The organism is Maritimimonas rapanae (assembly GCF_057837205.1).
In genome coordinates, this window is the sequence record NZ_JBYQFI010000002.1 from 429,154 (window position 1) to 451,173 (window position 22,020).

The 22,020-nt window shown below is 30.8% G+C and carries 21 protein-coding genes; 13 read left to right on the forward strand and 8 right to left on the reverse strand.

All coding sequences use genetic code 11. The features are described 5' to 3' along the window. Window positions 1-8 precede the first annotated feature (8 nt). Window positions 9-2,210, reverse strand: a complete 2,202-nt coding sequence (gene rnr, locus AC3IF2_RS12010) for a ribonuclease R (RefSeq protein ID WP_489167607.1) — start codon at window positions 2,208-2,210, stop codon at window positions 9-11. Window positions 2,211-2,321: 111 nt separating this feature from the next. Here rnr and AC3IF2_RS12015 point away from each other — a divergent pair, with 111 nt between their 5' ends. Then, window positions 2,322-3,212 (forward strand): diacylglycerol/lipid kinase family protein, encoded by an 891-nt coding sequence (locus AC3IF2_RS12015; protein WP_489168009.1) that lies wholly within the window; start codon window positions 2,322-2,324, stop codon window positions 3,210-3,212. Between the two features lie 58 nt (window positions 3,213-3,270). On the opposite strand, the gene AC3IF2_RS12020 is transcribed toward AC3IF2_RS12015, so the two are convergent. Beyond that, the gene (locus tag AC3IF2_RS12020) at window positions 3,271-4,575 is read right to left on the reverse strand and encodes an NHL domain-containing protein (protein ID WP_489167609.1); all 1,305 of its coding nucleotides are present in this window, start codon (window positions 4,573-4,575) and stop codon (window positions 3,271-3,273) included. Between the two features lie 838 nt (window positions 4,576-5,413). Here AC3IF2_RS12020 and rpiB point away from each other — a divergent pair. From rpiB to recA, 3 genes are all read left to right on the forward strand, one after another. Next, complete coding sequence (gene rpiB / locus AC3IF2_RS12025; RefSeq protein ID WP_489167610.1) at window positions 5,414-5,848, forward strand: ribose 5-phosphate isomerase B; 435 nt, start codon at window positions 5,414-5,416, stop codon at window positions 5,846-5,848. Between the two features lie 3 nt (window positions 5,849-5,851). Next, a complete protein-coding gene (locus AC3IF2_RS12030; RefSeq protein WP_489167612.1) occupies window positions 5,852-6,301 on the forward strand; it encodes a GNAT family N-acetyltransferase in 450 nt (149 codons plus the stop codon). A gap of 63 nt (window positions 6,302-6,364) precedes the next feature. Next, entirely contained in the window at window positions 6,365-7,363 is a 999-nt protein-coding gene (gene recA, locus AC3IF2_RS12035; RefSeq protein WP_489167613.1) for a recombinase RecA, read from the forward strand. Window positions 7,364-7,434: 71 nt separating this feature from the next. On the opposite strand, the gene AC3IF2_RS12040 is transcribed toward recA, so the two are convergent. Continuing rightward, a complete protein-coding gene (locus AC3IF2_RS12040; protein WP_489167614.1) occupies window positions 7,435-8,181 on the reverse strand; it encodes a uroporphyrinogen-III synthase in 747 nt (248 codons plus the stop codon). A 22-nt stretch (window positions 8,182-8,203) separates the two neighbouring features. Next, on the reverse strand, window positions 8,204-8,866 hold the full coding sequence (locus AC3IF2_RS12045) for a DUF4271 domain-containing protein (RefSeq protein WP_489167616.1): 663 nt from the start codon (window positions 8,864-8,866) through the stop codon (window positions 8,204-8,206). An 81-nt stretch (window positions 8,867-8,947) separates the two neighbouring features. Here AC3IF2_RS12045 and AC3IF2_RS12050 point away from each other — a divergent pair, with 81 nt between their 5' ends. From AC3IF2_RS12050 to AC3IF2_RS12060, 3 genes are read left to right on the forward strand one after another with little or no spacing between them, the layout of a single operon-like run. Then, a complete protein-coding gene (locus AC3IF2_RS12050; protein WP_489167618.1) occupies window positions 8,948-9,673 on the forward strand; it encodes a polyprenol monophosphomannose synthase in 726 nt (241 codons plus the stop codon). Next, complete coding sequence (locus AC3IF2_RS12055; protein ID WP_489167620.1) at window positions 9,673-11,007, forward strand: dihydroorotase; 1,335 nt, start codon at window positions 9,673-9,675, stop codon at window positions 11,005-11,007. The genes AC3IF2_RS12050 and AC3IF2_RS12055 overlap by 1 nt, the downstream gene beginning before the upstream one ends. Before the next feature lie 4 nt (window positions 11,008-11,011). After that, window positions 11,012-11,449, forward strand: a complete 438-nt coding sequence (locus AC3IF2_RS12060; protein WP_489167622.1) for a DUF4296 domain-containing protein — start codon at window positions 11,012-11,014, stop codon at window positions 11,447-11,449. Window positions 11,450-11,452: 3 nt separating this feature from the next. Here AC3IF2_RS12060 and AC3IF2_RS12065 read toward each other — a convergent pair whose 3' ends face one another. Beyond that, the gene (locus tag AC3IF2_RS12065; protein ID WP_489167623.1) at window positions 11,453-12,466 is read right to left on the reverse strand and encodes an NAD-dependent epimerase/dehydratase family protein; all 1,014 of its coding nucleotides are present in this window, start codon (window positions 12,464-12,466) and stop codon (window positions 11,453-11,455) included. 77 nt (window positions 12,467-12,543) lie between these two features. Here AC3IF2_RS12065 and tyrS point away from each other — a divergent pair, with 77 nt between their 5' ends. Beyond that, on the forward strand, window positions 12,544-13,851 hold the full coding sequence (tyrS, locus tag AC3IF2_RS12070) for a tyrosine--tRNA ligase (protein WP_489167625.1): 1,308 nt from the start codon (window positions 12,544-12,546) through the stop codon (window positions 13,849-13,851). 277 nt (window positions 13,852-14,128) lie between these two features. Here tyrS and AC3IF2_RS12075 read toward each other — a convergent pair whose 3' ends face one another. Continuing rightward, window positions 14,129-15,415, reverse strand: a complete 1,287-nt coding sequence (locus tag AC3IF2_RS12075; protein ID WP_489167627.1) for a DUF6090 family protein — start codon at window positions 15,413-15,415, stop codon at window positions 14,129-14,131. A gap of 292 nt (window positions 15,416-15,707) precedes the next feature. On the opposite strand from AC3IF2_RS12075, the gene AC3IF2_RS12080 reads away from it, so the two are divergent. Beyond that, window positions 15,708-16,352 carry a TetR/AcrR family transcriptional regulator gene (locus AC3IF2_RS12080; protein ID WP_489167629.1) on the forward strand — a complete coding sequence of 215 codons (645 nt, stop codon included), beginning with the start codon at window positions 15,708-15,710 and terminating at the stop codon, window positions 16,350-16,352. Here the strand turns inward: AC3IF2_RS12080 and AC3IF2_RS12085 are convergent. Together AC3IF2_RS12085 and AC3IF2_RS12090 are read right to left on the reverse strand one after the other, a co-directional pair. Beyond that, the gene (locus AC3IF2_RS12085) at window positions 16,349-16,798 is read right to left on the reverse strand and encodes a YHS domain-containing (seleno)protein (protein WP_489167630.1); all 450 of its coding nucleotides are present in this window, start codon (window positions 16,796-16,798) and stop codon (window positions 16,349-16,351) included. The genes AC3IF2_RS12080 and AC3IF2_RS12085 overlap by 4 nt on opposite strands. A gap of 27 nt (window positions 16,799-16,825) precedes the next feature. Continuing rightward, complete coding sequence (locus AC3IF2_RS12090; RefSeq protein ID WP_489167631.1) at window positions 16,826-17,800, reverse strand: LuxE/PaaK family acyltransferase; 975 nt, start codon at window positions 17,798-17,800, stop codon at window positions 16,826-16,828. An 83-nt stretch (window positions 17,801-17,883) separates the two neighbouring features. Here AC3IF2_RS12090 and AC3IF2_RS12095 point away from each other — a divergent pair, with 83 nt between their 5' ends. The 4 genes from AC3IF2_RS12095 (at window position 17,884) to amaB (ending at window position 21,938) form a co-directional block, all read left to right on the forward strand. Further along, the gene (locus AC3IF2_RS12095; RefSeq protein ID WP_489167633.1) at window positions 17,884-18,291 is read left to right on the forward strand and encodes a hypothetical protein; all 408 of its coding nucleotides are present in this window, start codon (window positions 17,884-17,886) and stop codon (window positions 18,289-18,291) included. Between the two features lie 19 nt (window positions 18,292-18,310). Further along, a complete protein-coding gene (locus AC3IF2_RS12100; protein WP_489167635.1) occupies window positions 18,311-18,853 on the forward strand; it encodes an RNA polymerase sigma factor in 543 nt (180 codons plus the stop codon). After that, window positions 18,853-20,247 (forward strand): hypothetical protein, encoded by a 1,395-nt coding sequence (locus AC3IF2_RS12105; protein WP_489167636.1) that lies wholly within the window; start codon window positions 18,853-18,855, stop codon window positions 20,245-20,247. The genes AC3IF2_RS12100 and AC3IF2_RS12105 overlap by 1 nt, the downstream gene beginning before the upstream one ends. A gap of 137 nt (window positions 20,248-20,384) precedes the next feature. Beyond that, window positions 20,385-21,938, forward strand: coding sequence for an L-piperidine-6-carboxylate dehydrogenase (amaB, locus tag AC3IF2_RS12110; protein WP_489167637.1), 1,554 nt, complete (start codon window positions 20,385-20,387; stop codon window positions 21,936-21,938). Window positions 21,939-22,020 lie beyond the last annotated feature (82 nt).

The following is a 22,020-nucleotide window of genomic DNA, read 5'->3' on the forward strand; positions in this document are numbered from 1 at the left end:
GTTAAAACTTAATAGCTGATTAGATCAAAATCTAAATGTTTACGTTCTAGGTCTGTTTTTTTAACCTTTACGGTTACCTCATCACCTAACTGTAGTAAATTTTGTGTTGCTTGACCCACCAAAGCATATTGTTTTTCATCGTAGATATAATAATCTTCTTTTATATCACGAATACGCACCATTCCCTCACATTTATTTTCTATAATTTCTACATAAATTCCCCATTCGGTTACTCCAGAAATTACACCTTTAAATTCTTGATCTTGATGATCTTGCATATACTTCACTTGCATATACTTGATAGAGTCTCTTTCTGCTTTTGATGCTAATATCTCTCTATCGGATGAATGTTTACATTTTTCTTCGTAAGGGTCAGCTTTTGGTGTTTTTCCTCCATCTAGATAGTGTTGTAGTAAACGATGCGTCATTACATCAGGATAACGTCGTATAGGTGATGTAAAATGACTATAATAATCAAAAGCTAATCCATAGTGCCCAATATTATCTGTTGTATACACTGCTTTGCTCATAGAACGAATAGCTAACGTTTCTACCATATTAGCTTCTCCCTTACCATGTACATCGCTTAAAAGCTTATTTAATGAGTCTGATGTGGATTCTTTAGTTCGCGTATCTATCTTATAGCCAAATTTGCTTATAATCGATTGTAGTCCTGCTAATTTTTCAGGATCTGGTTCATCATGCACACGATATACAAATGTTTTATTGGTTGGTGACCCATTCTTATTTCTACCAATAAACTCAGCTACTTTTCTGTTCGCTAATAACATAAATTCTTCAATTAACTTATTAGCATCTTTAGATTCTTTAAAATAAACGCCTACTGGTTCTGCATGCTCATTTAGATTGAACTTCACTTCTACTCTATCGAACGTTATTGCGCCTTCTTTAAGACGATTTTTACGAAGTTTTTTAGCTAGCTCATCAAATTTTAATGTTGCTTCTACAATAGTATCATCAACTGTATATTCACTTCCTGTTAAAGAAACATTTGCTGGTATAATATTGTTCTTATTCTCGATGATGGCTTGAGCTTCTTCGTAGGCAAACCGTTTATCTGAATACGTTACCGTTCTACCAAACCATTGATTCTTAAGTTCTGCATTTTCATTCATTTCAAAAACAGCAGAAAACGTTAGTTTCTCTTCTTCTGGTCGTAGTGAGCAAACACCATTTGACAATATTTCGGGTAACATAGGTACTACTCTATCGACTAAATAAACCGAAGTTGCTCTATGATATGCTTCTTTTTCTAAGATTGTTCCTTCCTGTACATAATGTGAAACATCTGCTATATGAATACCGATCTCGTAATTACCATTTTCTAACTTGTTAAATGATAAGGCATCATCAAAATCTTTTGCGTCTTTAGGATCAATAGTAAACGTAAGATCATCTCGCATATCTCTACGTTTAGCTATTTCTTCTTTTGTAATTTCTATTGGTAATTTTGCTGCATCTTCCTCGACATTCTTAGGAAACTCATATGGTAGATCATATTCTAATAAAATTGAGTGAATCTCTGTATCATGCTCTCCTGGTTTACCTAAAACTTGTGTAATTTTTCCAAAAGGATTCTTTGAGTTCTCTGGCCAATCAGTAATTTTTGCAGCTACTTTATCTCCATGCTGTGCTTCGCCTAATTTACTTTTAGCAATAAATATATCGGCATACATCTTCGGATTATCTGGTAATACAAAACCAAAATTCTTACTCATTTGTAACACGCCAACAAATTCTGTTTTTGCTCGTTCTATAACTTCTATAACCTCCCCTTCAAAACGATTGTTATTACGTCTTCTGTATACATAGACTTTAACTGTATCATTATCTAAACCAGAGTTTAAATTTATTGATGGTATAAATACATCATGTTCTAGATCTTCTGAAATAAAATAGGCATTTCCATTAGAAGTAACGTCTAAAATACCTGTATGATAATGTTCGTTTTGAATAATTTGGTACCTACCTCTTTCTGTTTCTTGTATGCGCTCTTTCTGTTTAAGTTCTTCTAGTTTTTTTATAATTTGCTGCTTCCCATTACCATCCTTAACATCAATATGCGCAGCTATTTGTTTGTAATTAAAAGATTTAGTTGAATTTTTGTTTAAGAATTTTAAAATTTTAGAAGCAAGGTCTTTAATTACACTTCCCTTTTTTTTATAAAAACCTTTCTTTTTTTTTGACATATATTTTATTCTATTTAATTTAAATAAATGTACAAATAATTAATCGTTATCATCAAGTTTTGTACTTTGCTATAATTAATTTTTTGAGCTATCGAAAATACCTGGTATATAATTGCTAACCCTGCTTCTGGTAATGGATCAGTAAAAAAGAAATGGAATAAAATATTATCAGCTTTAGATAATAGTTTATTGCATTTTGAATATATATTTTCTGAATATCAGTTACATGAAATAGAACTCGTTCATAATGCTATTAAACTAGGATTTAAAAAATTTATAAGCATCGGTGGTGATGGAACATTACACAATATCATTAATGGAATTATGTCTCAAGAAAAGAATAATCCATTAGAGTTTAAGGTTGGTGTCATTCCATTTGGTACTGGTAATGATTGGGTAAAAACCTATAAAATCCCAAAAAACATATCCAAAGCTATTGCTATTATAGAAAATGAAAAAACCGCTTTTCAAGACATTGGTCTTATAGAATTATTAAAGAATAAAAAATCTGTTTATTTTAATAATCTCGCCGGTATGGGCTTTGATGGATTTGTAGTGAAAAATATAGAAAAGTTTAAAAAATTTGGTGCTTTAAGCTATCTTTTTGGAACTATTTTTAGCTTTATTAACTATAAAAAAAGCGAATTAACTATTGAAGTAAATAACCAAAAAATTATTACTAAATCTTTATTAACATTGGTTGGAATTTGTCGATTCTCTGGGGGTGGTATGCAATTAACTAAAGATGTTAATGTTAACGATGGGTTATTTGATATTTCTATAGCTAAAAACTTTACTATTCTTTCGATGCTAATAAATATTGCTAAATTTTTTAATGGAAAAATTACCAATCATAAACAAGTTGAAAATTATAAAACATCTCAAATAAAAATAGAAAGTGATAATAATCAAACTTATATTCAAGCTGATGGAGAAATGATAGGTCAAGGTGGGTTTGTAGCAACTATTATTCCTAAAAGTATACAATTTGTAATTGCATAAAAAAGCCTTTAAAGAAAACTCTAAAGGCTAAAAAGGGTATGAAATATTTGAAAAATTCTTATTCTAAAACAATTTTTTGCTCTATTGTACCATTACTTGTATTTAATCGTAACACATAAATACCTCTTGGTAATCTAGATACATTTAAAGCATTTTCATTTAACTGAACTTGTACTTGTTTACCGGTAACATCAAATAGTAAAGCTTGTTTTAACTCTACTCCATTCTTTAATTGAATACTAATTTTATCTGTACTTGGATTTGGGTACACTAATACATTTGCAGTTAAATCACTAGTGTTACTATCAACTTTTTCTACAAGTCCTGTAATTTTTCTAATTCTATTATTACCTCGATCAACAACGTATAAATTATCTTCTTTATCAAATGCTAATCCTGTAGGATTTTGTAATTCTGCATCTATAGCTAAACCTCCATCTCCAGAAAATCCAGCTGTACCTGTACCAGCAACAGTAGAAATAATTCTTGTAGATATTTCTATTTTACGTATACGGTTATTACCACGATCAACTACATATAGATCATTATTTATGTCTATTGCTAAACCTAAAGGATTCGATAATTGTGCATCTTTTGCAAGTTTTCCATCGCCTGAAAAACCAATATCTCCAGTACCTGCTATTGTTGTTATAATACCAGAATTTAAGTCTATTTTACGTATTCTTTCGTTACCTGTATCTGCAATAAAAAGATTTCCAAAGTTATCTAAAGCCAATCCCGTAGGATTTGATAGTTGTGCATTTTTTGCAAGTTTTCCATCACCTGAAAAACCTGCTTCTCCTGTCCCTGCAACATCAGAAATTTCTCCTGTTGCAAAATCTACTCTACGCACACTGCTATCACCATTTACAGAAACATATAAGTTTCCTGATTTGTCAAAAACAACATTAAAAGGTCCTGCAAGATTTGCATTAATATTAGGTTGTTCCTTTTCGGATTTAGCACCAACCAAGGTAATTGCTTTGCCTGAATTTACATTTACTTTTCTAATTCTTAAGTTAGATAATTCTGCTATATAAAGATTATCGAATTCATCAAAAGTAACACCTGTTGGAGTTCTTAGAGCATCAATAGCAAATTTATCTTCATTTCTTACCACTGTACTAATAATGCCAGTTTCAGCATTCACTTTACGAATACTATTGTTATATGTATCAGCTATATATAAGTTCTGATTCTTATCTAATGTTAAGTTAAAAGGTAAATTTAATCTTGCTGAAGTTGCTTTCTCACCGTCACCAGAAAAGCCAGTTTTTCCATTTCCTGCAATAGTAGTAATCTGCTGTGCAAAAATTAAAGTAGAGCATAACATGAAAACTACAATTAAGTAATTTTTTTTCATAACTAAAGGGGTTTAATTTTTTCTATAGCAATTAATAGTTAGCTAAAATACAATATTCTAAATGAGTTTTCTTAAAATTTTCTTAAAAAAAAGTGTAACAGAAATGTTAAAGATTCGTCTATGTAATAAAGAAAGTACTTAAAAATGAAGAATTTCTATAAAATACTTTTTGCTTTTATCCTTTGTTTTTCTATAGGTTTATTTATTAGTTTTCTTTCTATAAATACAACTCTTAAAAAAACATCTTCAGATCACCTTATTACTAAACTTCCACCTATCAGTTTTCATAAAACTGTTCAGGTAGGATAAGTAGACTTTTCAACATTATATATTATTACTATTAGTTTATTTAAAATTTTAAAAAAGATTTAGTTTCTATTATAGTTTGTTAATTTGTTAAATAAAAATTTAGCTTTTCATTTTGATAATTCACTTTTAAAAAAGAATGAACATTAGTTAACAAAACAATAAGTCTTTAAAGTATTAATTTTCAATAGAATTATAGATGTTATAAACATTCAGTTAATAATGATTATGAACTTATTTTTTTAATATTTATAATATTGTTATTTGTTAAAAAAAGGTCATTTTTTTATGTATAACTATATCTAAAAAAATCACAAAATAATTTGGTTGATGTAGCTTTAGTATTGTATTAAAAATTATAGATAAACAACAAAATTTTATTATTAGAATTAATAGCTATTTTATTAACATTATAAAAATAATTGTATTCATTTGATTATTATACTCTTATAGTTTTTGATTAACAATTACTATAATTTATGTTTATAACCATGTTTTATAGTAAATTTGTATGATAACTTTTAAATATATTATGAATATAGCTATTGGTAATGATCATGCAGGTACAGAGTATAAATTTGAGATAGTAAAAGAGTTAGAATCTAAAGGATTTACAGTTCAAAATTTTGGTACTGATGATTCTAATAGTGTAGATTATCCAGATTTCATTCATCCGGTAGCTAATGCTGTTGAAAATAAAGAAGCAGATTTAGGAATTATAATTTGCGGTAGTGGCAATGGCGCTCAGATGACAGCTAATAAACATCAAAATATAAGAGCTGCACTTTGTTGGAATAATGAATTAGTAGCTCTAGCACGCCAACACAATAATGCTAATATACTTAGCATACCTGCACGCTTTGTTTCTATACATCAAGCAAAGACCTTTGTAGAAATTTTTATATCAACCGAATTTGAAGGTGGTCGTCATCAAAATAGGGTGAATAAAATTGCAACAACCTGCTAATTTATGTTATGGGTTTGTAAAAAATTTAATGAACTTACCTTAAAAGAATTTCATAATATTCTAAAATTACGAATAGATATTTTTGTAGTAGAGCAAGAATGTGCATATCACGAATTAGATGATAAAGACCAAAAAGCATTTCATTTATTCGCTTTCGAAGAAGAGAATCCTAATCAAATAATTGCTTATACAAGAATTTTTAAACCAGGTGATTATTATAAAGAAGCAGCTTTTGGTAGAGTAGTAGTGCATCCAAATCATAGAAAAGAAAAACTAGGATATCTATTAGTTGAAAAAACAATTGATTTTATTTTTAAAGAATTTAAAGATGCTTCGATAAGAATAAGTGCTCAAACCTATCTAAAAAAATTCTATACATCTTTTAATTTCAGTAAAGTAGGTGAAGAATATTTAGATGATGGAATTCCTCATATTGATATGATACGAAACTAATTTTTTAGATTCCTTTTTTGTACATTAGCACTTCTCATTTTACAAATATTTTAAGTACGATTTATGGCAGAAGACAAAGAAAAAACAGCAAAATTAAAAGCACTACAGCTTACATTAGATAAATTAGATAAAACATACGGAAAAGGCTCTGTAATGCGCCTTGGTGATGATGTAACAGAAGAAGTAGATGCGATTTCATCAGGTTCTTTAGGATTGGATTTAGCTTTAGGTGTTGGTGGATATCCTAGAGGTAGAGTTATAGAAATTTATGGACCAGAATCTTCAGGTAAAACAACATTAACATTACATGCTATTGCAGAAGCACAAAAAGCAGGCGGAATAGCTGCTTTTATAGACGCGGAGCATGCTTTTGATCGTTTTTATGCTGAGAAATTAGGAATAGAAATAGGTGATTTAATTATTTCTCAACCAGATCATGGTGAACAAGCTTTAGAGATTACAGACAATCTTATTCGTTCTGGGGCTGTAGATATAGTTGTAATTGATTCAGTTGCTGCATTAACACCTAAAAGTGAAATAGAGGGCGAAATGGGCGATTCTAAAATGGGTTTACATGCTCGTTTAATGTCACAAGCACTTCGTAAACTTACAGGTACAATTAGTAAAACAAATTGTACAGTAATTTTTATTAATCAGCTTCGCGAAAAGATAGGAGTAATGTTTGGTAATCCAGAAACAACTACTGGTGGTAATGCCTTAAAATTTTATGCTTCTGTGCGTTTAGATATTAGACGTAGAACTCAGATTAAAGATGGCGATAAAGTTATTGGTAATAGCACTAAGGTAAAAGTGGTAAAAAATAAAGTAGCACCACCTTTTCAAACAGCCGAATTTGACATTATGTATGGAGAGGGGATTTCTAAAGTTGGAGAGGTTTTAGATTTAGGTGTTGAATATGGAATTATTAAGAAAAGCGGTTCTTGGTTTAGTTACGGAGAGACAAAATTAGGTCAAGGTAGAGACGCTGTTAAATTACTAATTAAGGATAATCCAGATTTAGCAGAAGAACTAGAATCTAAGATTTTAGAAGAGATAGGATAAAATTTATATTTATATAGTAAACAAAAACCCGAACAAACGTGTTCGGGTTTTTGTTTGAAATTATACTAAAACTATTTATTTACTTGTTTTATATAGTTTTCTAAAGCCATAGTCATAGAAGGTGTTTCTGGTGTTGGAGCAGCTATATCTACTCTTAATCCATTTTCTTCTGCAGCTTTAACTGTTGTATTACCAAAGACAGCAATACGTGTTTTATTTTGTTCAAAATCTGGGAAATTCTCAAATAAAGACTGAATACCAGAAGGACTAAAGAATACTAAAATATCGTAGTAAACATTTTGAAGATCAGATAGATCACTAACTACGGTTCTATATAAAATAGCTCTTTGCCAATTAACACCTAATTCATCTAAAATCTGAGGAACCACAGGCTTTAACTTATCTGCAGATGGCAATAAGAATTTTTCGTCTTTATGCTTTTTAATTTGCTTTGTTAGATCTTGAAAAGTACGCTCACCAACATAAATCTTACGCTTTCTATAAACAACATATTTTTGTAAATAGTAGGCAACGGCTTCAGACTGACAGAAATATTTCATATCATCTGGCACTTTAAAACGCATCTCTTCAGCTAACCTAAAATAGTTATCTACTGCATTTCTACTAGTAAAAATAACAGCAGTAAAATTTGAAAAATCAATTTTTTGATTCCTTACTTCTCTAGCACTTTCACCTTCTACATGAATAAAAGATCTAAAGTCAATCTTAACTTTTTGCTTTTCTGATAAATTAAAATAAGGCGATGGCTTATCGTTGCTAGGCGCTGGTTGGGAAACTAAAATGGTTTTAACTTTCATACTCTTCTTATTATTTTAGTTTTTACAATATGAATAGCCTGTATAATAGGATTATAGGTGCTATTTCAAGGGCGCAAAGGTACAAAATAAAATAGAATATCTTGCTCAAAATCATCTTTTGATTATTTTTTATAATCAGAACATAATAAAATAATAGCAAAACAAGAGCCACAATAAATACCAAAAAAGAAAAGCCAATTGAGTTATATTTAAGGTAGGTCGCAAGCAATAAAAAAGGAAAAATTAACAAGCAAAAATTACTTAAATAACTCACTTTAAGATAAGTAACATATTCAAATTCTTTCTCTTTCTCAAAGAGAACAGCAAGTAATTTTCCTATAAAAAAGCGAACAACAAAAAAAGTAAAAACACCTGCAAGTATAGTTAAGAAGAATGAAAACTCTAATTCATGAGCAACAGAATTAAAAGCTTTATTTGATATAAAAATGGTTATTGAAAAGGTTAATATCTGTATTATTCCGAAAATTATATGAAAATTATTAATCAATAAAGGCGATTGCTTCTGATATATTACTAAATAATTCTTTGAATAAAGCAAAGAAAATAGTTTTGAGAAACGCTGATTATTTACATATTTAGATGCTACAAATAAACCAAACAAGAGAACAAAAAGAATAGTAATCCAATCTTTACTTATAAAAATTCGTTCTGTAGCTTCGATCATTAAAAAAGGTTCTTTTAGCGCAACAATGTTAACACAAAATTAGCAATTAAAAGTTTTATCTTTGGCAACTAAATTTAGATAATGCAAGACACGCTTGTAATCATTCCTACTTACAACGAAAAAGATAATATAGAAAATATTATCAAAGCAGTGTTCTTACAAGACAATTACTTACATATTTTAGTGGTTGATGACTCTTCACCTGATGAAACATATAAAATAGTACAAAAATTACAAGGGCTCTACCCAGATAGACTATACTTAGAAATAAGAAATGAAAAAAAAGGATTAGGAGCAGCTTATATTCATGGTTTTAAATGGGCTCTAGAAAGAAATTATGAGTATATCATAGAAATGGATGCTGATTTTTCTCACGACCCACATGATTTAATAAAACTTCATAACACATGTAGAATCGATGGGTTTGATGTTTCGGTTGGCTCACGATATGTAAATAATCAAGTGAACGTAGTAAATTGGGATATTAAACGCTTGTTATTATCATACTTTGCTTCGAGATATGTTCGATTAATAACGAGAATTCCTATAAATGATACCACTGCGGGTTTTGTTTGTTATAAGCGAAAAGTTCTTGAAACTATTCGACTAGATAAGATAAAATTTATTGGTTATGCTTTCCAAATAGAGATGAAATTTAAAGCCTGGAAACATGGATTTAAAATAAAAGAGATTCCTGTAATTTTTACAGATAGAAAATACGGCGAATCAAAAATGGATAGTAAAATTATTAACGAAGCAGTGTTTGGGGTGTTAAAAATGAGATTAAAAGGATTACCTGCTAAATAATGAAACAGACACTTATAAAAAATGCAACGATCATTAATGAAGGGAAAAACTTTATTGGTGATGTTTTAATTGATGGTAATTTCATTAAAAAGATAAGTACTTCAATTAAGAATGTAGACGCAGAGGTTATTTATGCAGATGGTAAATTATTAATACCAGGTGTAATAGATGATCAAGTACATTTTAGAGAACCAGGGCTTACCCATAAAGCAACCATAGAAACTGAAAGTAGGGCTGCAGTAGCTGGCGGTATTACCAGTTTTATTGAAATGCCCAATACAGTACCGCAAGCAACAACGCAAAAATTGTTGGAAGATAAATTTGAAATAGCTTCTAAGACTTCTTATGCTAATTTTTCTTTTATGTTTGGCGGCACAAATGATAATTTAGAAGAGCTACTAAAAACTGACCCTCAAAAAGTAGCCGCAATAAAATTATTTTTAGGTTCTTCAACAGGAAATATGTTGGTAGATAATAAAGAAGTTTTGCGTAAAATATTTTCTTCAACTAAAATGATTATAGCTGTGCATTGCGAAGATGAAGCTACAATCCGAAAAAACATTGATAAAGCCAAGAATAAATACGGAGATGATATTCCTATAGAATTGCACCCTAAGATTCGCAGCGAAGAAGCGTGTTATTTATCATCGTCAAAAGCCATTGCTCTAGCTAAAGAAACAGGAGCACGCTTACATGTTTTTCATCTTTCAACAGCAAAAGAAACGGAATTATTTAGAAACGATATACCTCTTGAAGAAAAACAAATTACAGCTGAAGTTTGTACACATCATTTATGGTTTGATGATTCTTATTATAAGGAAAAAGGAACTCATATTAAGTGGAATCCTGCAGTAAAAACAAAAGAAGACAAAGAAGGTCTATGGAAGGCTTTATTAGATGATAGAATTGATGTTTTAGCAACCGATCATGCACCGCATACTTTAGAAGAAAAGGCACAAGTTTATACGAAAGCACCTAGCGGAGGACCTTTAGTGCAACATGCTCTTTTAGCGATGCTAGAGGCATATAATCAGGGTAAAATTTCTTTAGAAAAGATGGTAGAGAAAATGTGCCATAATCCAGCAAAATTATTCCAAATAGAAAAGCGTGGATTTATAAGAGAAGGCTATTACGCAGATTTAGTATTGGTAGATTTGAACGAACCTCAAACTGTTTCAAAAGAAAATATTTTGTATAAATGTGGCTGGTCTCCATTTGAAGGAACTACTTTTAAATCAACTGTTTCTCATACTTTTGTAAATGGGCATTTGATTTACGATCAAGGTAAATTTAATGATGATCAAAAAGGAAAGCACTTAACTTTTAATCGATAGTTATTTGAAGAATACGATAATCATAGTGTGCATTCTAATAGTAACATCCTGTACTAGTAGAACGATTTATAAAAAACCGGATGATTTAATACCAAAAGATCAAATGGTAGATTTATGGACCGATATTTACATTGCTCATAGCGCACGTACAGTTAAGAATATAAAACTTGAACGCAGGTTAAACTATATGCCTCTGGTTTATGATAAGTTTAAGATCGATAGCACACGTTTTATGCGAAGTAATATATACTACACATCTCGAATAGAAGAGTACGAGAAAATGCTAAAACAAGTTCAAGATAATATTCATAAACTTAAGGAGAAATACGATCTTAAAAAGGATGATTTAGACCCAGATTTACCAATTTTAAAAAGAGATTCTTTAATTAGATTAAAAAATATAAAAACCAAGGAAAGACTAGAAAATAGATATATAGAATAGTTTTTAATTAAGATCTTTTTTATAGTAATTAGCTACGTTTTCTATCGTTTTAACTATCGATTCAAATTTAAAACTAATATCGTTTTTTATTTTATCTGAACTATAATGGTTTATATGATGCCCAGCTCTTGAAGAATGCTTTGTTAATAAGGGCTCACTTCTTGTAAAAGTAGTTTTTACCCAATCGAGCCTCCACGCTACTTCACTCATAAATTTTGAAACTTTAATAGACGGCTTTTTTACACCTAAGTTTTCTGCAATTGTAGATAAAACTGTTTTAAAAGAAACATTTTCACTCACCAAAATATAACGTTCATTAACAATATTATTATTCATTAATAAAAGCATAGATTTTGTAACATCATTTACATCTACAAAACCGGTAATACCTTCGGTATAATATTTAAATCCTTTGTAAATAGTTGTAAAAAGTTTGCCAGTTCCGCTATTCCAATATCCAGGTCCTAGAATTACTCCAGGATTTACAATTACGACATCTAATCCCTCTTGACTTGCACGCCAAACCTCCATTTCTGCTCCGTATTTGGTTATGGCATAACCATGGTGCTTTTCTTCAGAGTTCCACTCATTTTCTTCAGTGATTAGATTTCCATTTAGTGACTTACCAATAACCGCAATGGAACTCACAAAACAGAATTTTTGAACCTGATTTTCAACACAAAGATTAACTAAATTGGCTGTACCATCAATATTTATTGATCTCATTGAGCGATAATCTTTCGGGTTAAAAGACACCAACGCAGCGCAATGATAGACATGAGAGAAATTACTTTGAAAAATATCGTTTAAAGAAGAAACATCATTTAAGTTAGCATCTTTCCAAATAATCTTATCAAAAAGCGCATCAGAATTATCAGCATAATATCTAAAAACTCTTTTTACAGCCGATAAGTCACTAGTTTTTCTATGAATGGCAACAATAGAATCAAATTCTAACGAAAGATGATATAATAGATGCGAACCAACCAAACCCGTGCCTCCGGTAACTAAAATCATGCAACGAATTTAGTCTTTTTTCTATTTGCCTTTTATCTTACTACTTATAAATATATCTTTGCCTAAATTTTTAAAAAATGACTAAGAATTTAGTAGAAGAGTTACGCTGGCGCGGAATGATACACGATATTATGCCTGGCACAGAAGATCAATTGCAAAGAGAAATGACTACTGCATATATTGGTTTCGATCCTACTTCAGATTCTTTACATATAGGTAGTTTAGTGCCTATTATTCTATTAAAGCACATTTATAATTGTGGTCATAAACCAATTGCGTTAGTGGGAGGTGCTACAGGCATGATTGGTGACCCTTCAGGAAAATCAGACGAGCGCAATCTATTAACCGAAGAGCAATTAAGTCATAATGTTAATGGAATAAAGAACACACTTGATCGATTTTTAGATTTTGATGCTACAACGAAAAATGCACCGATTTTAGTCAACAATTACGATTGGATGAAAGGCTTTTCATTCATTGATTTTGCTCGAGATGTGGGTAAAAGAATCACCGTTAATTATATGATGGCTAAAGATTCTGTAAAAAAACGTGTAGGAGGAGAGGCAGGTAGTGGCATGAGTTTTACAGAATTTACTTATCAATTAATTCAAGGATACGATTTTTATCATTTACATAAGGAATACAATTGCTTATTGCAGATGGGTGGTTCAGACCAATGGGGAAATATTACCACTGGTACAGAATTAGTACGCAGAATGAATGCGCCAGAAGAAGCTAAAGCATTTGCGATGACCTGTCCGCTTATCACTAAAGCAGACGGTTCTAAATTCGGCAAATCTGAAGGTGGTAATGTATGGCTAGATGCTGATAAAACCTCTGTATATAAATTTTATCAGTTTTGGTTAAATACTTCTGATGAAGATGCCGAAAAATACATTAAGATTTTCACTTTTTTAGATAAAGCAACAATTGATGCTCTTGTAATAGGGCATAAAGAAGCTCCTCATATGCGTTTACTACAAAAGAAATTGGCTGAAGAGGTAACAATATTAGTGCACAGTAAAGAAGAACTCAATAAAGCAATCGCTGCTTCTAATATTTTATTTGGTAGATCAACATCTGAAGATTTAAAACAATTAGATGAACAAACATTTTTAGATGTGTTCGACGGCGTACCACAAGCTACAGTTAATAAAGCCGACATCAAAAACGGTCTGGATATGATAGGCGCTTTATCTGCAAAAACAAACTTTTTAAACTCTAACGGAGACGCGCGTAGAGCATTAAAAGAGAATGCTATATCTGTAAATAAAGAAAAGGTAAAAGAAGATTATAACATTACTTCTAAAGATCTTATTGCAGATAAATATGTGCTGTTACAGCGTGGTAAAAAGAGCTATTTTTTACTTAAAACCATAGATTAAAAGCTATTTTTCAACTTTAAAATACAAACTACTTGGTATTTTTTAAGAACAAAAAAGTGTTTTTTTAGATTAAAAACAGACTGACAAGTAATTCGATAGAAAACTAGCAAAATAGGTGTTTCGCTTATCGGTTTTGTGTATGGTAAGTTGCGTGTTTAAGCAACGAACTTGCTAAAATGGAACAAACCCAAAGGGAAATCCGTAGGATTTTCCGAGTAGCACGGACCTAAGTAATTAATTATACACGTTGTTGTGCTTTCATTAATTATTTTTTAAACTATTCTTTTCTAAATTGTATCGATTTGATATGAATCTCTTTTCCCTCCGATCCTAAGAATATGAAATTAATTGGCGCATTTATAGTTTTCATATCTGCTGTTTCGAATTTAGAAGTTTTAATTTCAAATGTTTCCCATGTCTTCGTTAGTTCTATTCTAACTCTTGATTCTGAACCATCAGGAGGATCTTTAGTGTCTTTCATTGCTATATCGAAAACTTCACCGCCTTTGTTTCCTTTCATTTCAATGAATATTTTAGAATAACTTGAAAAGTCCATCTCATTGACTCTTCCATTCAATGCATTTACTCCAAAATATGGTGCACCCCAAATAAATTTGTCCTCTGGGTATTTTATTACTAAATAGTCTTTTTCATTCGAAAAAAAACTTTCTCCTACTCCAGAAGCCGAATACTTTAAAACAAATCCTGTTGGCACTTTTCCGTTAATTAAAATACTTAAATAATCTGCATCTGCGAATGAATATAAAATACCACTAAATTCAAGTTTCGTTTGTTCGTCAAAGTTTGTTTGAGAATTTTCTATCATTTCTATGAGTTTGTTGCCCATCAAGATTTGCTCTTCATATAATGAATTAATAGAGGATTCATATATGGCACCTATTAAAATAATTTTACTTGAGTTATCTCTTAAAACTTCTAAAAAATGGTTTGGAACAATCCCGTTTTCATCATTAAAATTCCAAGGATTCATAAAAAGTTCTAGTCCAGAATTTTTAAATTTGGACACCCATTCTTTATTTCTATTTTGCATAGTTTCATGGTATTGATCTTCTTTTTTTTTAATTTGACTGGCCGTTGATAAGTAAGCACTTAATAATAAAGATAAATCTGAACCTTGTAAATTTTTCAAAAAGCTGGAGTTATTTAATGCATCAAGAGCACTAAGATTAGGATTGAAACTTATAGATTTTAAAGCATTTATAAATGTAATATTTATGTATGTTGCTTCCTGAATATTAATGGAATTTTTGTTTTCTGGCACATAAGTGCTAAAAATGGAGTCAGCTCTTTTAGTCATGCTAGTACGTGCTGTTATCAATAGATTTAGATCTCTAATATCAGATCTTACACTACTTGATATACTTTGTAATAAAACATTTAACTCATCTTTTTCAATTCTTTGGTCATTCCAATTATTTATTTGAAGCGCAATCAAAATTCCAATTACCACAAGAATAATCTCTCCAATCGCATATTTTAGGTACTTTCCAGCTTTTCCTTCGGAAAGTAAATTCTGTCTAATTTTTCTAAAGAATTTTATCATTGGTTAGCGGTTTCTGATAATGAAGCACAACTCTAAGGATATGAATTCGTTTTAATACTTCGACTACGCTTAGTACAGGTTAATTATATCCGACTACAAGCGAAGTTACCCTAAAATAAACTAAGATTCAAGATAAATTAACCCTCAAAGCACTATTTTTCTACTAGAAATAACATACTAGCCGGTATGTATTTAAGATAAAAAAGACGCTTTATTACATAAATAAAACAAACCACTTAGGACTTTTTGTGTTTAAGGTGTTATATCAGTGTAAATCCTAAAGTAAAAGACAATGACACAAGAAATAAAAAGAAAATTAACAAGACAAAAACTAATCGATAAAGGTTACGAACTAATCAACATGTATGGTTATCACGCAGTAAGTATCGATTTAATTATAAAAGAAGTTGGTTTAACTAAAGGTGCTTTTTATTACCACTTCGAAAATAAACATCATTTTGTTGAAGCTATTATTCAAGAACGTGTAGAAAAAGAAATTCATAGTGAATTTATAGAGCCTATCAATAAAAGAGGAAACCCTATCTTTATTTTAGGTGATTTACTACAAGATAAACTAATAAACGATGATTCTCTAGATCAAAACCTTGGTAGTCCTATAACCAATATGATAGTTGCATTAAGTTATGAACATAACGATTATAATTTAAAAAGTCAATTACACGATGTTTTAGACCAATGGAAAATAGCTATTATCAATTTATTATACAGAGGTATAGAAGATGGTTATTTAGCAAGACATATAAACACAGAACCTGTTGCAGAGTTTATTATTAATTCTATAGAAGGGGTAAGAACACTTAAAAGAACTACAAACAATAAAGCATTGTTTTATAACTATATGGAACAGTTTAAAGCATATTTAGACACGTTAAAACCGGTAAAAGAAGAGAGAAAATCTTACCTAGAGGCGTCTTAAGATTTATATTTAATCTTTAACCAACTGGCGTCTGCCTTTTTTATAAGTTTATTAGGCATTTCTTCTTTCCAACTTTCAAAAGTATTGGTAAAATATGCATTGTAAAACAAGTATAATTTACCATTTCTAATTTCGAATGTTTTCGGATTGACACTTACTTTTTCGCCTTTATCTGCCATAGCATAAGCACACCACCCACCATATTGAGGTGTATATTTAGTAGGATTCGTTTTAAATAATTCTAAATTCTCTTTCGAGGAAAAGCGATAATTAGCACCATCATGGCTATATTGATACTTTGAACTGCCTTTAACAGCTTTATTAGAAAAATAGGATACAACATCATATCCGCTGGCTATAAAGTTCTTTTGCTCATTATAATCTATTTGTTGAGCGTAGGTGTTTAAAGAAATTCCTATAAAAAGTAAGAATAAAGAAGATTTCATTTGTTTGCGATTTGAGGTCTTTGTCGCTTATGATATCATTAAATTACAACCACGTATATCAGAATTATCAAAACGACCTAAAACCTCAAAAGAACTATCACTGTAGACCTTGCCCAGATCTTGTGTAGCAATAAATGAGCATGAATTGTAATTGGCAAGATCAATTATGTTTAAACCTCCGGTTTTTCCATAAGGTAAGACACTCAAGGCATCTTCGGTATCTCTAGCCAATACTTTCATCCAATTTGGGCACTTAAAAACACCATTTTCTTTAGAATAGGCTTGGCTTAACAATTCTGTCATTCCGTATTCTGAATGAATATGCTGTACACCAAACCCACTCTTAAGTTGATTATGCAATTCATGTCTAACAATTTCTTTGCGTTGCCCTTTCATACCGCCTGTTTCCATCACAATGGTATTTTTTAAGTTGAATTGATAGGTTTCAATCAAATCTAGTAAAGCAAAGGAAACACCAATTAATAGCACTTTTTGACCATTTTCGTTCAAAAAAGACAAGTTTTCGGCTAATTTTTGATGGTCTTTAAGAAAAAACCCACTTTTTGAGTTTTTTGAAAGTTTAATTAGGTCATCAATCATATAGATCAGAGAAGATCCCTCTCTTTCAAGGTAATTTGGCAATAAAGCAAGTACAGCATAATCTTCAATGTTCCCATAAAAATACTCGAATCCTTTTAAATAGCTCTCCTTGTAAATAGAGATATCGGTTACATAATGCTTACTTGTTATTGCTCTAGTAGTACCAGAACTAGTAAAGACAGTTTTTATATCTTCTTTTGAAGATAATATTCTGTGTGTTTTAAAAAACTGAATTGGCAAAAATGGAATTTGTTCAATTTTCTTAACATCAGATGGGTGAATATATAGTAAATCGCAAAAAGAACGATAAACAAAGTTGTTTTCAAATTGATGCTTAAATATTTTTAAGGCTAAATCCTTAAAATTTGCATCAGATTGTATGTTAAAAGGGTTAAAATTCATATTTCAGATCACAAAAATAGAATTATTTAACGCAACCAATCATAATAGTTGCATCTTAAAAACACAATAAATAATAAAAAGAAATGAAGACTTTTTTTTTACTGTTTTTAACAGTATTTACCTTGTCATCTTGTAGTATATCAGACGACGCTGATAGTTTTGATATTGTAACACTTCCTATAAAAGAGGCAGTAGTACCATCAGAATTCACTTTTGGAGAGACACACCAAATAACAATTACATTTGATTTACCAAACGGATGTCACTCATTCCATAGCTTATTTTTTCAGCAAGATAATAACGAAAGAATTATAGCTGCAAATGCCATAGTAGCACTTGAGGCCACTTGTACAGAAGCAGTAATTGAAGAAAGTCATACATTTGACTTAACCGCGTTACAAAATGAAGATTACGTCTTTAAATTCTGGATAGGCGTGGATAATAGTGGAGATAATATTTTTGAAGAAATTGTGGTGCCAGTGAATCAATAAATAAAAGCCAACTATAACCATGAGTTTAGAAGAACTCATTAAAAAATGTAAAGAGAGCGACATAAGTGCTCAATCTCAGGTTTATCAGCTATATGCAGGTAAACTCTTTGCGCTGTGTTTAAAATACTCTAAAAATTATCAAGAAGCGCAAGATAATTTACAAGATGGCTTTATAACAATTTTTAAAAAGATTGAACAATACAAATCAAAAGGTTCTTTTGAAGGATGGTTAAAGCGTATTATTATTAATACAGCTTTACAAAAATATAGAGAGAAAAACGTATTAAATCTAGTTACAGAAGAAATACCAGAAGATGTAACAGTAGATTTAGACGAAGAAAATGTGTCATTAGATTTTTTATTAGATCTAATACAGCAATTACCTAATCGTTACCGATTGGTGTTTAATTTATATGTGCTAGACGGATATTCGCATAAAGAAGTTGCGGAGATTTTAAAAATATCTGAAGGCACATCAAAATCAAACCTATCTCGAGCTCGATTTATATTAAAAAATAAGCTCGAAGAACATAAATTAAAAAAAAGTAAAGTTTCGGAATAATGGGAGAGAAGAAACATATAGATAGATTATTTCAAGAAAAACTGAAGGATTATGAGGTTTTTCCTGAACCACATATTTGGGAAAATATAGAGCAACAATTAACGAAAAAGAAAAGGAGAAGAATTGTTCCGCTGTGGCTACGCTTAAGTGGCGCAGCGGCAATTCTATTATTGCTTGTAAATGGAGGTATTTGGTATTTTGATCAAGGAAGTGAAACACGACCAACCTTAGAAGAAAACACACCAGTTTTAGAGGATGTAAACTCAAAAAATCAAATAGAAGATGGTACTAATAATCAGAAAGAACCACCCGAAATAACAGTTGAATCTGAATCTGCTCAAGAAAATAACTACACTAAGCCAACTATAAATAAAGGAAACAATATAAACTCCAACAAACAATTAAGAACAATTGCTGTTATAGAAAAGGAAGAAGAACAGAATGCTAATATTGTTGAAAAGGAAACTAAAATTGCACAATCAACTGATAAAATAAACCTTGAGAAAAATATTATAAAAAAACCAGAAGATAAAAAAGCAATTAATTCTGACGAAAAATCTGCTATTGCTCAAAATAATGATATCCAAAAAGAAGACTTACAGCTAACTAAAAAAGATATTACAGACGCCATAGAAGAAAACCTTAAAGAAGAAGCTATTGCAGATTTAGGCACAAATCAAAAATGGTCAGTAGGTACCACTGTTGCTCCGGTGTATTTTAATTCTTTAAATGATGGGTCTCCGATTGATGCATCATTAATCAATAGCGATAAGGTTGCAAACACATCTTTATCTTACGGAGTAAAACTTAATTATGCATTAAATAAAAAGTTAACCCTTCAAACAGGTATTAATTCGGTTGAATTAGCTTATAAAACAAAAGGAGTTACTGCATTAATATCTTCTAGTGAATTACAATTATCAAATTCAAATATCAACACTAACATAGATGGAGTTAATTTGATAACGCTTTCTAACAATCAATTAGCTTCTCAAAGTGCTGAGCTAGATAATCAAAGAGGTTTTTTAAACTTAAGAGGAGATCTAAATCAATCATTGAGTTATATAGAGATACCTACAGAGGTTAAGTATGCTCTCTCTGATAAAAAATTAGGGGTTCATGTTGTAGGTGGTGTTAGTACCTATATTTTATATAAAAATCAAGTTTCGTTATTCAATCAAAACGGTAAAACTACGCTAGGCGAAGCTTCAAATATTAACGATGTCAATTTTAGTGGAAATTTAGGCTTAGACCTAGATTATAAGATCAATAAAAAATTATTTATAAATGTATCACCGATGTTTAAATATCAAGTGAATACATTTTCAAAAGATGACGGTGGATTTAAGCCTTATTACTTAGGAGTTTACACCGGATTGAATTTTAGGTTTTAGTTGGTTAATTATATTTGGTTGGTTACCAAATATACAAATAGCCGAACTTTTTAAAGTTCGGCTATTTTGTTTTAAAAAGGGTATTAATATTTGTACTTTCGCTTCATAAAAATTAATAACCTTATAAATATAAATATATGGAAGCAGTTGCAACTGATTTCGGAATAAAAGAAGCATTAAAACAATTAGGTGTTTCTGATGTTAATGAAGGTACTTCGACAGGATCGAATTGGTTTTCAAATGGCGAATTGATTGAATCTTACTCACCAGTAGATGGACAATTAATAGGAAAAGTAACATCAACGACTAGAGAGGATTATGACAAAGTTATGGAAGCAGCTACAACAGCTTTTAAAACCTGGAGAACGATGCCTGCACCACAACGAGGAGAAATAGTGCGTCAGTTTGGCGATAAACTTCGTGAACTAAAAGAGCCATTGGGCAAACTAGTTTCTTATGAAATGGGTAAGAGCTACCAAGAAGGTTTAGGTGAAGTTCAAGAAATGATAGATATCTGCGATTTCGCTGTTGGATTATCGCGTCAACTACATGGTTTAACAATGCATTCAGAAAGACCAGGACACAGAATGTATGAACAGTATCATCCACTTGGTGTTGTAGGTATAATTTCTGCTTTTAATTTTCCAGTAGCGGTTTGGGCTTGGAATACTGCTCTCGCTTGGATCTGTGGCGACGTTTGTATCTGGAAACCGTCTGAAAAAGCACCATTATGTGGTGTGGCATGTCAGAATATTGCTGCTACAGTTTTTAAAGACAATAATTTACCAGAAGGTATTTCCTGTTTAATAAACGGTGACTATAAAGTTGGTGAATATATGACTACAGATAAGCGCATTCCTTTAATATCTGCAACAGGCTCTACTAGAATGGGTAAAATTGTTGCAAAAACTGTTGGTGAACGTTTAGGAAAATCCTTATTAGAATTAGGCGGTAATAATGCAATTATAGTAACACCAGATGCAGATATAAAAATGACAGTAATTGGAGCTGTATTTGGCGCAGTAGGAACTTGCGGTCAGCGTTGTACTTCTACGCGTCGTTTAATAATTCACGATTCTATTTACGATAAAGTAAAAGAAGCTGTTGTTGATGCTTATAAACAATTAAGAATCGGTAATCCGCTAGACGAAAACAATCATGTTGGACCATTAATTGATAAAGATGCAGTAAAAATGTACGAATATGCGTTGGATAAAGTAGTTGAAGAAGGAGGAAATGTTGTAGTTGAAGGCGGTGTGCTAGAAGGAGAAGGCTATGAAAGTGGCTGCTACGTAAAACCAGCTATAGCTGAGGCAGATAATTCTTTTGAAATTGTACAACACGAAACATTTGCGCCAGTTTTATATTTATTAAAATATTCAGGAAATGTTGAGAATGCTATTGATGTTCAAAATGGTGTAGCTCAAGGATTATCTTCTGCAATTATGACTAATAATTTACGTGAAGCAGAAAGATTTTTATCACATGCTGGTTCAGATTGTGGTATAGCAAATGTAAACATTGGTACTTCAGGCGCAGAAATTGGCGGTGCTTTTGGGGGTGAAAAAGAAACTGGTGGCGGACGTGAATCGGGGTCAGATGCATGGAAAATATACATGAGGCGTCAGACTAATACTATTAATTACACAGCTGATTTACCTTTAGCACAAGGTATAAAGTTCGATTTATAAGATTAGATTATACTCAACTTAGATAAAAGTCACATCAACCGATGTGACTTTTTTAGTTTAAGGTGTCTAATCAGTTGACCCT

Excerpts from the sequence above, each read along its gene's own strand:
- tyrS (WP_489167625.1), top strand. The coding sequence starts at position 12,544 with ATGACTAAGAATTTAGTAGAAGAGTTACGCTGGCGCGGAATGATACAC.
- AC3IF2_RS12065 (WP_489167623.1), bottom strand. The coding sequence starts at position 12,466 with ATGATTTTAGTTACCGGAGGCACGGGTTTGGTTGGTTCGCATCTATTA.
- AC3IF2_RS12090 (WP_489167631.1), bottom strand. The coding sequence starts at position 17,800 with ATGAATTTTAACCCTTTTAACATACAATCTGATGCAAATTTTAAGGAT.
- AC3IF2_RS12050 (WP_489167618.1), top strand. The coding sequence starts at position 8,948 with ATGCAAGACACGCTTGTAATCATTCCTACTTACAACGAAAAAGATAAT.
- rpiB (WP_489167610.1), top strand. The coding sequence starts at position 5,414 with ATGAATATAGCTATTGGTAATGATCATGCAGGTACAGAGTATAAATTT.
- AC3IF2_RS12105 (WP_489167636.1), top strand. The coding sequence starts at position 18,853 with ATGGGAGAGAAGAAACATATAGATAGATTATTTCAAGAAAAACTGAAG.
- AC3IF2_RS12020 (WP_489167609.1), bottom strand. The coding sequence starts at position 4,575 with ATGAAAAAAAATTACTTAATTGTAGTTTTCATGTTATGCTCTACTTTA.
- recA (WP_489167613.1), top strand. The coding sequence starts at position 6,365 with ATGGCAGAAGACAAAGAAAAAACAGCAAAATTAAAAGCACTACAGCTT.
- AC3IF2_RS12040 (WP_489167614.1), bottom strand. The coding sequence starts at position 8,181 with ATGAAAGTTAAAACCATTTTAGTTTCCCAACCAGCGCCTAGCAACGAT.
- AC3IF2_RS12080 (WP_489167629.1), top strand. The coding sequence starts at position 15,708 with ATGACACAAGAAATAAAAAGAAAATTAACAAGACAAAAACTAATCGAT.
- AC3IF2_RS12055 (WP_489167620.1), top strand. The coding sequence starts at position 9,673 with ATGAAACAGACACTTATAAAAAATGCAACGATCATTAATGAAGGGAAA.
- AC3IF2_RS12045 (WP_489167616.1), bottom strand. The coding sequence starts at position 8,866 with ATGATCGAAGCTACAGAACGAATTTTTATAAGTAAAGATTGGATTACT.
- rnr (WP_489167607.1), bottom strand. The coding sequence starts at position 2,210 with ATGTCAAAAAAAAAGAAAGGTTTTTATAAAAAAAAGGGAAGTGTAATT.
- AC3IF2_RS12095 (WP_489167633.1), top strand. The coding sequence starts at position 17,884 with ATGAAGACTTTTTTTTTACTGTTTTTAACAGTATTTACCTTGTCATCT.
- AC3IF2_RS12085 (WP_489167630.1), bottom strand. The coding sequence starts at position 16,798 with ATGAAATCTTCTTTATTCTTACTTTTTATAGGAATTTCTTTAAACACC.
- AC3IF2_RS12100 (WP_489167635.1), top strand. The coding sequence starts at position 18,311 with ATGAGTTTAGAAGAACTCATTAAAAAATGTAAAGAGAGCGACATAAGT.
- AC3IF2_RS12030 (WP_489167612.1), top strand. The coding sequence starts at position 5,852 with ATGTTATGGGTTTGTAAAAAATTTAATGAACTTACCTTAAAAGAATTT.
- AC3IF2_RS12075 (WP_489167627.1), bottom strand. The coding sequence starts at position 15,415 with ATGATAAAATTCTTTAGAAAAATTAGACAGAATTTACTTTCCGAAGGA.
- amaB (WP_489167637.1), top strand. The coding sequence starts at position 20,385 with ATGGAAGCAGTTGCAACTGATTTCGGAATAAAAGAAGCATTAAAACAA.